The organism is Streptomyces sp. NPDC047841 (genome assembly GCF_040704085.1).
Classification (GTDB): domain Bacteria; phylum Actinomycetota; class Actinomycetes; order Streptomycetales; family Streptomycetaceae; genus Streptomyces; species Streptomyces argyrophylli.
Map to the genome: position 1 here is coordinate 136348 of NZ_JBEYRP010000005.1, position 12381 is coordinate 148728.

A 12381-nucleotide genomic window follows, 5' to 3' on the forward strand; every position below is an offset into this window, starting at 1 on the left:
TCAGCTCAGTCGCCGGGCCCCCGGCGAGGGGACCGCTTCGAAGACTCGGGGAGTCGTGAAGTCCGCCGTGGCGAACGCCTCTTCGATCGCCTTGGTCAGGGTGTCGACGTCGGTCGCCTCCGCCAGGACGATCGCCGAGCCGCCGAAGCCGCCGCCGGTCATGCGGGCGCCCAGGGCGCCGGTGGCGAGGGCCGTGTCGACGACCAGGTCCAGCTCCGGGCAGGAGATGCGGAAGTCGTCGCGCAGGGAGGCGTGGCCCTCGGTGAGGACCGGGCCGATGGCGCGGGTGTCGCCGGCGCGCAGGAGCGCGACGGTGCGTTCCACCCGCTCGTCCTCCGTGACGACGTGGCGGACCAGGCGGACGATCTCCTCCTCGTCGCCGAGGCGGGCGAGGGCGGCGTCCAGGCCGTCGTAGGGGATGTCCCGCAGGGCGTCGACGCCGAGCAGGGCCGCGCCCTTCTCGCAGCCGGCCCGCCGCTTGCCGTACTCGCCGCCGCTGTGGGCGTGCTTGACCTGGGTGTCGACCACCAGCAGGCGCAGACCCCCGGCCACGAGGTCGAAGGGGATCTGCTGCTGGGACAGGTCACGGGTGTCCAGGAACAGCGCGTGGCCCTGCTCGCAGCAGGCCGACGCCGTCTGGTCCATGATCCCGGTCGGCGCGCCGACGTAGACGTTCTCGGCCCGCTGGCACAGGCGGGCCAGCCGCCAGCGCTGCAGGCCCAGGTCGTACAGGTCGTTCAGGGCCAGGGCGATCACGACCTCCAGCGCGGCCGACGAGGACAGGCCCGCGCCCGTCGGGACCGTGGAGGACAGGTGGACGTCGGCGCCGGTCACCTCGTGACCCGCCTCGCGCAGCGCCCACACCACGCCCGCCGGGTACGCCGTCCACGCCCGGTCGGTCCCCGGGGCGAGGGCGTCCAGCCGCAGCTCCACGACCCCGCCCTCGACGTCCTCCGAGTGCAGGCGCAGGACGCCGTCGTCGCGGCGGGAGACCGCGGCGACCGCCTGGTGCGGCAGCGCGAACGGCATGACGAAGCCGTCGTTGTAGTCGGTGTGCTCACCGATCAGGTTGACCCGGCCGGGCGCCGCCCACACGCCCTCCGGTCCGGCCCCGTACAGCTCGGCGAAGCGCTCCGCGACCTGCTCTGCACCCACTAGTGCTCCTTCGAGATGTTCTGCGCGAACTGCCACGCGTCCGCGACGATGCCCGCGAGATCCGCGCGGGTCGGGTTCCAGCCCAGTTTCTCGCGGGCGGTGTCCGCGGAGGCGACCAGGACGGCCGGGTCGCCGCCCCGGCGCGGGGCCACCACCTCGGGGACCGGGTGGCCGGTGACCTCGCGGACGGTCTCGATGACCTGGCGGACGGAGAAGCCGTTGCCGTTGCCGAGGTTGCAGATCAGGTGCTCGCCCGGGGTGGCGGCGCGGACGGCCAGCAGGTGGGCCTCGGCCAGGTCGGCGACGTGGATGTAGTCGCGGATGCAGGTGCCGTCGGGGGTCGGGTAGTCGTCGCCGAAGACCGAGATCGCGTCGCGGCGGCCCTGGGCGACCTGGAGGACCAGCGGGATCAGGTGCGACTCGGGGTCGTGCCGCTCGCCGTACGCGCCATACGCGCCCGCCACGTTGAAGTAGCGCAGGGAGACCGCCGCCAGGCCGTGCGCGTGCGCCTCGCCGGTGATCATGTGGTCGACGGCGAGCTTGGAGGCGCCGTAGGGGCTGGTGGGCCGCGTCGGCGCGGTCTCCGGGATCGGGGTCTGCTCCGGCTCGCCGTAGGTGGCGGCGGTGGAGGAGAAGACCAGCTTGCGGACGCCGGCCTCGCGCATCGCGGCGAGCAGGGCCATGCTGCCGCCGACGTTGTTGTCCCAGTACTTCTCCGGCTTCACCACCGACTCGCCGACCTGCGAGAACGCGGCGAAGTGCAGCACGCCGTCGAAGGACGGGTCGAGCCACTTGGCGGCGTCGCGGATGTCGCCCTCGATGAAGGCCGCGCCGGCCGGGACGCCCTCGCGGAAGCCGGTGGAGAGGTTGTCGAGGACGGTGACCTCGTGGCCGGCCTCCAGCAGGTGCTGGGCCACGACACTGCCGACGTATCCCGCGCCACCCGTCACCAGGTACTTCATGAACTCGCTACCTCTCGCAGTCGCTCGGCCGCGCGCTCCGGCGGCACGTCGTTGATGAACACGCTCATGCCGGACTCGGAACCCGCGAGGAACTTCAGCTTGCCGGAAGTACGGCGGATGGTGAAAAGCTCGAGGTGCAGCGCGAAGTCGTCGCGCGTGACACCGTCGAACTCCTCCAGCGCGCCGAACGGGGCCTGGTGCCAGGCCGAGATGTACGGCGTCGCAGGCTCACCCTCGCCGAAGATCCGGTCGAAGCGCCTCAAGAGTTCCAGATAGACCTGGGGGAATTCTGTGCGGGCGGCCTCGTCGAGCGCGAGCAGGTCGGGCACGCGGCGCCTGGGGTAGAGGTGGACCTCGTACGGCCAGTGCGCCGCGTACGGCACGAAGGCCGCCCAGTGTTCACCCTCGAGGACGACCCGCTCGCCGGCGAGTTCCCGTTCCAGGACCGCGTCGAACAGGTTCTCCCCGCCGGTGGCCTCCTTGTGGGCGGCGAGGGAGCGGAGCATCAGCGCGGTGCGCGGGGTGGTGAAGGGGTAGGCGTAGATCTGCCCGTGCGGGTGACCGAGGGTCACGCCGATCTCGGCGCCGCGGTTCTCGAAGCAGAACACCTGCTCGACGGAGGGCAGATGCGACAGCTCCGACGTGCGGTCCGTCCACGCGTCCAGCACCAGCCGCGCCTGCTCGACGCTCAGGTCCGCGAAGGAGGCGTCGTGGTCGGAGGTGAAGCAGACGACCTCGCAGCGGCCGGAGTCGCCGGCGAGGGAGGGGAACCGGTTCTCGAAGACGACGACGTCGTACGAGGAGTCCGGGATCTCGCTGAGCCGGTCGCCGCGGGTGGGGCACAGGGGGCACTCGTCGGCGGGCGGGTGGTAGGTGCGGCCCTGGCGGTGCGAGGCCACGGCGACCGAGTCGCCGAGCAGCGGATCGCGGCGGATCTCGGACGTGGTGACCGTACGGTCCAGCGGGCGCCGGTCGACCGCGTCGCGCACGGTGTCGTCCCGCAGGTCGTAGTAGATCAGCTCACGACCGTCGGCCAGCCGGGTCGAGGTCTTCTTCACGCCGGACTCCTTGTTCGGGCCCTACGGGTGTGTCCGCACCCAATCACTCAACACAAACAAACATAACAGACCACAACTCCACAACTCCTCGGTCGATCACAATCAAACAAAGAACACCAGCCAGAGTGTTCAAATATCGAACACGGCGGCGTAGGTTCCGCTCTGGATCAGTTCGCGCAACGAAGCGAGTTCTCATGCAAACCCCCACATACGCCCCCACCTACCTGGCGGCGGAGCTACGGCTCCCCACCAACTGGCTGGACTACACGATCCTGGCGATCTACTTCGTCGTCGTCCTGGGCATCGGCTTCGCCGCCCGCCGCTCGGTCAAGACGAGCCTCGACTTCTTCCTCTCCGGACGCTCGTTGCCCGCCTGGATCACCGGCCTCGCCTTCATCTCGGCGAACCTGGCGGCCACCGAAATCCTCGGCATGGCCGCGAACAGCGCCCAGTACGGCGCCTACACCGTCCACTGGTACTGGATCGGCGCCATCCCCGCCATGGTCTTCCTCGGCCTGGTGATGATGCCCTTCTACTACGGCAGCAAGGTCCGCTCCGTCCCCGAGTTCCTGCTGCTGCGCTTCGACCGCGGCGCCCACCTGCTCGCGTCGGTCCTGTTCGCGTTCGCCGCCATCCTGATCGCGGGCGTCAACCTCTACGCCCTCGCGATCGTCGTCCAGGCCCTGCTCGGCTGGCCGCAGTGGGTCGCCATCGTCGTCGCCGGCGCGTTCGTCCTCGCGTACATCACCCTGGGCGGCCTGTCCTCGGCGATCTACAACGAGGTCCTCCAGTTCTTCGTGATCCTGGCCGCGCTCATCCCGATCACGATCCTCGGCCTGAAGAAGGTCGGCGGCTGGGGCGGCCTGACCGACAAGCTGACCGCGGCCCACGGCGCCGACTTCACCACCGCCTGGGGCGGCACCGGCATCGGGCACGCCAACCCGCTCGGCGCGAACTGGCTGACCATCGTCCTCGGCCTCGGTTTCGTGCTCTCCTTCGGCTACTGGACCACCAACTTCGCCGAGGTGCAGCGCGCCCTGTCCGCGAAGAACCTCTCGGCGGGTCAGCGCACGCCGCTCATCGCGGCCTACCCCAAGATCTTCATCGTCTTCCTGGTGATGATCCCCGGCCTGGTCGCCGCCGCGATCGTCCCGAAGTTCGGCAGCGCCGGCTCCGGCTACCAGTACAACGACGCCATCCCCTTCCTGATGCAGGAACTGCTGCCCAACGGCGTGCTCGGCATCGCCGTCACCGGTCTGCTGGCGGCCTTCATGGCGGGCATGGCGGCCAACGTGTCGTCCTTCAACACGGTGTTCACCAACGACATCTGGGCGAAGTACGTGGTGCGGGGGCGCGAGGACGGCTACTACGTCCGCTTCGGCCGGCTGATCACCGCGATCGGCGTCTGCGCCTCCGTCGGCACGGCGTTCCTGGCGTCCTCGTTCTCGAACATCATGAGCTACCTCCAGACGCTGTTCTCCTTCTTCAACGTGCCGATGTTCGTCGTCTTCATCGTCGGCATGTTCTGGAAGCGGGCGTCCGCGAAGTCCGGGTTCTGGGGCCTGCTCGCCGGCACCGTCACCGCGATGGCCAACTACTTCGTCCTCTACAAGAAGGGCATCATCTCCCTCCCGACCGACCAGGGCGCCAACTTCGTCTCCGCCATCGCCGGCTTCGTCGCCGGCGCGGTGGTAATGGTCGCGGTGTCCCTGTTCACCAAGCCGAAGCCGGTGGAGGAGTTGCGGGGCCTGGTCTACGGCACCAGCTCCCCCGGTATGTCCGAAGCGCCCGCCGCAGGCGACGACGCGTGGTACCGCAAGCCGGCCCTGCTGGGCTGGGGCGCGGTCGTGCTGGCCGCCGTCTGCTACATCCCGTTCTCGTTCTGACGCGGGAGGATCGAGGAACCATGACCGAGCATCCTGAGCACCCCGAGCAGGCCCGTCGCCCGCAGCACTACACCGAGCACGACGTCCTGCGGGAGGTCTCCGAGCTGGAGACCAAGTCGGCGACCGCGGCGCGCATCTTCGACCTGCGGCGCATCATCGGCGGACTCTTCGTGGTCTACGGCGTCATCGTCACGATCACCGGGATAACCGACTCGCAGGCCGCGATCGACAAGGCCCAGGGCGTGAACATCAATCTCTGGACCGGGATCGCCATGCTGCTCCTGGGCGTCTTCTTCCTGGCCTGGCTGAAGCTGCGGCCCACTCCCCCGCCGCTTCCTCCGGAGGGTCTGCCGGAGGAGAAGGAGTAGGTCCGGGGCCGACAGGCCGTGTCCCGACCGCGGGCGCGCGGGGGCCGGTCGCGCGGTTCCCCGCGGAGTGACTGCCGGCCGGGGGCGGTGGCGCCGTAGAGGTGCGGGCCGTCCCCGGCCGCGGGCACGCCGCGGCCGGTCGCGCGGTTCCCCGCGCGCCTTCGGGGCGCTGCCTCGGCCGCGGGTGCCTATCCGGGGCCGCCGACGCCCCGCGCGGGGCCCGCTCGGTCCAGGAGGCCCGTCCGGGCCGCCAGGGCCGCCGCCTCCAGGCGGGAGCCCACGCCCAGTTTCATCAGCACCCGCTGGACGTGCGTACGCGCAGTGCTCGGTGCGATGCCCATGCCCGCCGCGATCCGCCGCGTGTCCTCCCCGTCGGCCACCCGCACCAGTACCTCCACCTCCCGCGGCGTCAGCATCTCCAGCAGCCGCTGGGCCTCGTCATCGGGCTGCGCGGCCGGGTTCAGCAGCTCACCGAAGGCCCCCTGGAGCAGTTGCGGCGCCACCGCCGCCTCCCCGGCGCGGGCCTTCATGATGGCCCGCTCGACCCCCTCGATCCGCTCGTCGTGCCGCACGTACCCCGACGCCCCCGCGGCGAAGGCCGCCGCGATGCCGCGCGGTGCCGTCACCGGGCCCAGCACCAGCACCGCCACCTGCGGACGCTCCCGCTTGATCTTGACCACCGGGTCGAAGATCCCCGGCTCGGCCGGTGCCGCCGTGCCCAGCAGGCACACCTCGGGCGCCCGCGCGATCACGAGGTCCGCCGCGCCCGCGGCCGGCGCCGCCGCGGCGAGCACCCGGTGGCCGCGCAGCTTCAGCGCGGACGCCAGCGCCTCCGCGAGCAGCCGATGGTCGTCCACGACCATGAGCCGCACTCCCATAGAGCAACCCCCCAGTCCCCCCGGCACCCCCGCCCGTCATGCCCCCGGAAGCTACACGCTTGTTCGACGTCGCGCTGCCCCTCTTCATGAGAAGTGCCCCGGATCGATGAAATCCGGGGCACTTCTCGGCAAGTCACTCATTCAGGTGAGGCCGGCGGATCAGCCGTCCGCGCCGAACGCCATCACGAGGTACTCCTTGCTGTACGACGACATGTCCCGCTCCTTGGCGAACACGGCGGACATGTACAGCCGGCCCTTGCCGAAGCGGAGTTCGGCGTACTCCGGCAGCAGGTTGGCCTCGGAGTCCCGCACGCTCTTGGTGGACGGGTTCTCCAGCAGCTTGGTCACCTTGAACGAGCCGCCGTCGATGCTGACGACCTGGCCGCCCCTGTTGTACGGCGGCGCGTTGTAGGCGATCAGGCTGCCGCCGTCCATGCGCAGCGGGGAGAGCGTGTAGCCGTCGCCGGCCTCGGCGCGCTGGCCGGTCGGCTTGCCGGTCCTCAGGTCGAAGGCGACGATCTCGTTGGTCCGGGTGTACTCGCCCTTGCCGTCGTGCGCCTCGGTCATCAGGTACAGCCTGCCGTTGCCCGCCACGATCTGCCGGCAGTCCTCGATGCGGGTGGTGCCGTCGCAGCGGCCCCCGTAGGTGTCGCCGGGCGCCGGGATGCGGGCGAGCAGCTTGCCGGTCCTGTCGTCGATGGAGAAGTAGTCCGAGACACCGCTGCCGTCGCCCGCGCTCTGCCCGACGTCGGCCGCGACCACCAGCGGGTCCGTGGACACGACGGAGGCGTACGCGACACCGTTCGGCATCCTGTACCCGGAGATCACCTTGCCGCTGACCGGGTCGATGGTCTGGATGTCGAGCTGCGGGTCGTCGTACGCGCCGCACTTGCGCACCGCGACCAGCCGGGTGCCGCCGCCGTACCCCTCGTCGTGGCAGGTGTCGTCCGGCTTCGGCTGCCACAGCGTCTTGCCGGACTCGATGTCGAACGCGGCGCCGCCGTCGGTGCCGCCGACCGCGACGGTGTGCTGAGCGACCGTCACATTGGCGAAGTTGACCGGGTAGTCACCGGACTTGACCGACTTCGTCCACAGCTTCTTCCCCGCGGTGAGGTCGATCGCGGCCACCTGGCTGCATCCCGCGGACGAGCCCTTCGCCGGCATCCTCGGCTGGAAGGCGACCGCTGTCCGGCCGTCCCCGTCGACGTGCTTGCTGGCCGCGCAGACCGGGCCGGGCAGCTTGACCGTCCACAGCTCGGTGCCCTTCACCGGGTCGTAGCCGGTGATCTTCGCGATGCCGCTCTTGGCGTACACCGTGTCCGTCAGCCACGAGCCCGCGGTGCTGACCGTGTCGTCCGCCTTGGGGAGCGGCACCCCGAAGAGCAGCCGGGCGGACGGGTCGGCGGGCGCCTTCTCCTTGCCGCCGCCGGTGCCCCCGGAGCCCTTGTCGTCCGGGCCGCCGGTGCCGCCGCCGGAGGACGCGGTGCCGTGCCTGCCGTCGTCCCCGGAGGACCTGGCGTACCAGATGCCGCCGCCGATGATCAGGGCGATGGCGACGGCCGCCGCGACGACGATGAACAGCACGGCGTTGTTCCGCCCGCCGCCGCCCGCCCCCGGCTGGGGCGCCATCGGCACGGTCGGCGGCTGCCCCTGGCCCGGATAGCCGTACCCCGGCTGCCCGCCCTGCGCCGGCTGCATGGGCTGCGTGGGCTGGGCGTAGGGGTTGTGCGGCTGGGCGCCGTAGCCGGGGAATTGCGGGACGGTGGGGGCCGGGGGCTGCTGCGCGTACGGGTTCTGCTGCGCGCCGGGGTAGCCGTAACCGGGCTGCGGCGGCTGCGGGGGCGGGACCGGCGGATAGCCGTACCCCGGCTGCGGGGGCTGGGGAGGCTGGGCCGGCGGCTGCGGGGGCTGGGCCGGCGGCTGGTTCCCGGGCGGCTGGTTGGGGGGCTGGTTCGGGGGCGGCTGGGGCGGCTGGGTCATGGCGCGGGTACCTCGGTGACGCTCGGAAGGCCGTACGGCGGGCGGGACTCGGGAAGGACGGGCCGCGGCCGGCGCGGGGGCCGGCCGGGGCGGCGCGCCGGGCTCAGTTGCCGAAGGCCATCATGAGCTTCTCCTTCGAGTGGTCGTCGCCGGACAGCCGGCCCGAGGAGATGAAGAACCGCCCGCCGGCCCAGTCCACGACGCCGTCGTAGAAGGTGTCCTCGGCGTCGGCGGCGCCCTGCGGGTTCTGCAGGAGCCTGGTGGTCCTGTGGGACGAGCCGGTGACCGGCACCGACACCACCTGGCCGCCCGCGTCGTACGACGGCCGCACGTACGCGATGAGCTTGCCGCCCTCAACCCTCACCGGCGCCATCGGCCGGTCCGCCGGGGACTTCACCCGCCACTTCGCCTTGCCGTCGGAGAGGCTGATGGCGACGATCTCGTTGGCGCTGACGGTGGAGTCGGTGGGCAGGTAGAGCATGCCGGCGTCGACCGCGACGCCCTGGCAGCCCTGCAGCTCGCGTTGGAGGACGGCCCAGCCGCAGCGGGGGGCGAACTTCTCGTTCACCTTCACCTCCGAGCGGAACGTGCCGTCCTCGGTGAACGTGGAGATGTTCCAGGCCTTCTTGTCCCGGTTGGTCAGGTAGACCACGAGCGGGTCGACCGAGTAGGCGCGGGTCACCTCCCAGCCCTTCTTGACCGTCTGGGTCCAGCGCACCTTGCCGGTCGCCGGGTCGAGTTCCTGGATCTCCTCGTGCTCCTTGGCGGTGCCGGCGCCGCAGGAGGCCACCTGGATCAGCCGGCCGGTGCCGCCCGCGAAGGCGGCCGGGAAGCAGGCCGCGCCGTACTTCTTCTTGTCGTACAGCTTCTTGCCGCTGTCGATGTCGTACGCGGTGCCCGACTGCGACCGGCCCACCATCAGCGTCTTGCCGCTGACCGTCAGTTCGACGCTGAGCGCGCTGTCGAACAGCCCACCGTCGGCGACCTCGGCGCTCCAGCCCTTCTCGCCGGTGCGCAGGTCGAGCTGCTGGAGCTGGTTGCACTTGGCGCGGTCGCCGGCGCCGTTCATGTACGCCACGACGATCTTGTCGTCGGCCGACTTCTGCGGGGTGACCGCGCAGATCTTCTGCGGGAGGGCGAGCGGCCCCCAGGCGGTGCCGCCGTCCCCGGTACGGAAGGCGAAGACCTGCTTGTAGGCCGCCTTCACCGCCGTGCCGCCGGTGATCCACATGCCGGGGGCGTCGGCGCCGGAGGCCGGGGCGTCGGGCGCCGGCTTGTACCAGAGCACCTTCGCCTCGCCGGGCCGGCGGCCCTCGTTGAGGTTCTCCGGGTCCGCGCCGCCGGACGTGGTCGGCGAGGCGGTGGCGGAGTTCTTGGGGTCGTCGCTCTGCCGGGCGACCGGCTTCTTCGTGCCGCCCCCGCCGCTGTCGTCGCCGGTGACCGCGAACACCGTGCATCCGATGACGAACAGCGCGGCCACCGCGGAGCCGATGATCAGCGCGGTCTTCTTCCGGGAGGCCCGCTTGCCGTCCAAGGGCCCGCCGGGCGCGGCGCCGGGCATGCCCGGGTACGGCGCCTGCTGCGGGTGGCCGTAGCCGGGCGGCGGGGCGCCGTACGGGCCGGGCTGCTGCGGGTAGCCGTAGGGGCCGGGGGCGGCGCCGTACGGGCCCGGCTGCGGATAGCCGTAGCCCGGCGGGGGCTGCGGGGGCTGCTGCGGAGGACCAGCGGGCGGCTGGGGCGCGCCGAAACCACCCTGGACCGGCGGGGCCTGGGGAGCGGGGCCGAAACCACCCTGGGCCGGCGGCGTCTGGGGAGCGGCACCGGAACCGCCCTGCGCCGGCGGCGTCGGGGCCGGGCCGAAACCACCGGCCTGCGGAGGCCGGCCTTGCGGCGGCTGGTCCTGCGGAGACTGGCCTTGCGGAGGCTGGTCCCCCGGCGGCTGGTCCTGCGGCGGGCCGAATGCGCCGTGCGGCGGCTGGCCGGGCGGCTGAGTCATCAGCGCTCTTCCCCCTCGTTCACTGATTTTTAGCCACGCCCTGAGGTTCGTGACGGACTCAAGGTCGTTCTCAGACTGTTCTCAGACGGCTCTTTCTATCACCCGGTACAGACAGCACACGGGGCCGTGTCCTCCCCTGTTCCCAAGGGACGACCGGCCCGTGATGCCGTCGTTACGCGCGTTCACGCCCCCTTCACGCGGCGCTCGCGCCCCCCGCGTGAGCGGGCGTCAGGGATCAGGCGTCCTCCGCCAGTTCCAGCCAGCGCAGCTCCAGTTCCTCGCGCTCCCCGGCGAGGTCCCGCAACTGGGCGTCGAGTCCGGCCACCTTCGCGAAGTCGGTGGCGTTGTCGGCGATCTGGGCGTGCAGCTTGGACTCCTTCTCGGAGATCCTGTCCAACTGGCGCTCGATCTTCTGGAGTTCCTTCTTCGCGGCGCGCTGGTCGGCCGCGCTCCTCTCCTGCGTGACCGGCTTGGGCGCCGCGGCGGCGGTCTGCGCGGCGACCGCCTCCTCCATCCGCTGCCGTCGCTCCAGGTACTCGTCGATGCCGCGCGGCAGCATCCGCAGCGTGCCGTCGCCGAGCAGGGCGAACACCCGGTCCGTCGTCCGCTCCAGGAAGAACCGGTCGTGGGAGATGACGATCATCGAGCCGGGCCAGCCGTCGAGGACGTCCTCCAGCTGGGTGAGGGTCTCGATGTCGAGGTCGTTGGTGGGCTCGTCCAGGAAGAGGACGTTGGGCTCGTCCATGAGGAGCCGCAGCAGTTGCAGCCGCCGCCGCTCACCGCCGGAGAGGTCCCCGACCGGCGTCCACTGCTTCTCCTTGCCGAACCCGAACGTCTCGCACAGCTGCCCGGCCGTCATCTCGCGGCCCTTGCCGAGGTCGACGCGCTCCCGGACCCGCTGCACGGCCTCCAGCACGCGCCATGCCGGGTCGAGTTCGGCGACCTCCTGGGAGAGGTAGGCGAGCCTGACGGTCTTCCCGACGGCGATCCGGCCGCCGGCGGGCTGCTCCTCGCCCTCGGTCCGCGCGGCCTCGGCCATGGCGCGCAGCAGCGAGGTCTTGCCGGCGCCGTTGACCCCGACGAGGCCGATCCGGTCGCCCGGGCCGAGCTGCCAGGTGACGTGCTTGAGCAGCACCTTCGGCCCGGCCTGCACGGTGACGTCCTCCAGGTCGAAGACGGTCCTGCCGAGCCGGGAGGAGGCGAACTTCATCAGCTCGCTGCTGTCCCGGGGCGGGGGCACGTCCGCGATCAGCTCGTTGGCGGCCTCCACGCGGAAGCGCGGCTTGGAGGTGCGGGCGGGCGCGCCCCGCCGCAGCCACGCCAGCTCCTTGCGGATCAGGTTCTGCCGCTTGACCTCCTCGGTCGCGGCGATCCGCTCGCGCTCGGCACGGGCGAAGACGTAGTCGGAGTAGCCGCCCTCGTACTCGTACACGTCACCGCGCTGCACGTCCCACATGCGCGTGCACACCTGGTCCAGGAACCACCGGTCGTGCGTCACGCACACCAGCGCCGAGCGCCGGTTCTGCAGGTGCCGGGCGAGCCAGGCGATGCCCTCGACGTCGAGGTGGTTGGTGGGCTCGTCCAGGACGAGCAGGTCCTGCTCCTCGATGAGCAGCTTGGCGAGCGCGATCCGGCGCCGCTCGCCACCGGACAGCGGGCCGATGACGGTGTCCAGCCCCTTCGGGAAGCCCGCCAGGTCGAGTCCGCCGAACAGCCCGGTCAGAACGTCCCTGACCTTGGCGTTGCCGGCCCACTCGTGGTCGGCCATGTCACCGATGACCTCGTGACGCACGGTGGCCGCGGGGTCGAGGGAGTCGTGCTGGGTGAGCACGCCGATCCGCAGTCCGCCGGAGTGCGTGACCCGCCCGGTGTCGGCCTCCTCCAGCTTGGCGAGCATCCGGATGAGGGTGGTCTTGCCGTCGCCGTTGCGTCCGACGACCCCGATCCGGTCCCCTTCCTGCACACCGAGCGAGACACCGTCCAGCAGGGCACGGGTGCCGTACACCTTGCTGACGTTCTCGACATTGACCAGGTTGACGGCCATTTCACTCCTGTGCGCGGGGCTGTGACGGTGTGCGGCTCCGCCGCGTGGGTCAGC

Annotated in this window: 9 protein-coding genes; 2 read left to right on the top strand and 7 right to left on the bottom strand. The window is 71.4% G+C overall.

Features of this window, described 5'->3' with window-relative positions; translation table 11 throughout:
* From galK to galT, 3 genes are read right to left on the bottom strand one after another with little or no spacing between them, the layout of a single operon-like run.
* Positions 1-1155, bottom strand: a complete 1155-nt coding sequence (galK, locus tag AB0947_RS09365; RefSeq protein ID WP_366749690.1) for a galactokinase — start codon at positions 1153-1155, stop codon at positions 1-3.
* Positions 1155-2117: a UDP-glucose 4-epimerase GalE gene (gene galE / locus AB0947_RS09370; protein WP_366749691.1), complete on the bottom strand. Its 963-nt coding sequence runs from the start codon at positions 2115-2117 to the stop codon at positions 1155-1157. The genes galK and galE overlap by 1 nt, the downstream gene beginning before the upstream one ends.
* Positions 2114-3175 (bottom strand): galactose-1-phosphate uridylyltransferase, encoded by a 1062-nt coding sequence (gene galT / locus AB0947_RS09375; protein WP_366749693.1) that lies wholly within the window; start codon positions 3173-3175, stop codon positions 2114-2116. Before galT ends, galE begins: the two co-directional genes overlap by 4 nt.
* 194 nt (positions 3176-3369) lie before the next feature.
* On the opposite strand from galT, the gene AB0947_RS09380 reads away from it, so the two are divergent.
* Together AB0947_RS09380 and AB0947_RS09385 are read left to right on the top strand one after the other, a co-directional pair.
* Positions 3370-5061 (top strand): sodium:solute symporter family protein, encoded by a 1692-nt coding sequence (locus tag AB0947_RS09380; RefSeq protein WP_366749695.1) that lies wholly within the window; start codon positions 3370-3372, stop codon positions 5059-5061.
* 20 nt (positions 5062-5081) lie between these two features.
* Complete coding sequence (locus tag AB0947_RS09385; protein ID WP_366749697.1) at positions 5082-5429, top strand: hypothetical protein; 348 nt, start codon at positions 5082-5084, stop codon at positions 5427-5429.
* Positions 5430-5617: 188 nt separating this feature from the next.
* On the opposite strand, the gene AB0947_RS09390 is transcribed toward AB0947_RS09385, so the two are convergent.
* From AB0947_RS09390 to AB0947_RS09405, 4 genes are all read right to left on the bottom strand, one after another.
* Positions 5618-6307: a response regulator transcription factor gene (locus tag AB0947_RS09390; RefSeq protein ID WP_366749698.1), complete on the bottom strand. Its 690-nt coding sequence runs from the start codon at positions 6305-6307 to the stop codon at positions 5618-5620.
* 159 nt (positions 6308-6466) lie between these two features.
* Complete coding sequence (locus tag AB0947_RS09395; RefSeq protein ID WP_366749699.1) at positions 6467-8287, bottom strand: PQQ-binding-like beta-propeller repeat protein; 1821 nt, start codon at positions 8285-8287, stop codon at positions 6467-6469.
* Between the two features lie 103 nt (positions 8288-8390).
* The gene (locus AB0947_RS09400) at positions 8391-10283 is read right to left on the bottom strand and encodes a PQQ-binding-like beta-propeller repeat protein (protein WP_366749700.1); all 1893 of its coding nucleotides are present in this window, start codon (positions 10281-10283) and stop codon (positions 8391-8393) included.
* A 235-nt stretch (positions 10284-10518) separates the two neighbouring features.
* Positions 10519-12327 (bottom strand): ABC-F family ATP-binding cassette domain-containing protein, encoded by a 1809-nt coding sequence (locus tag AB0947_RS09405; RefSeq protein ID WP_366749701.1) that lies wholly within the window; start codon positions 12325-12327, stop codon positions 10519-10521.
* Positions 12328-12381 lie beyond the last annotated feature (54 nt).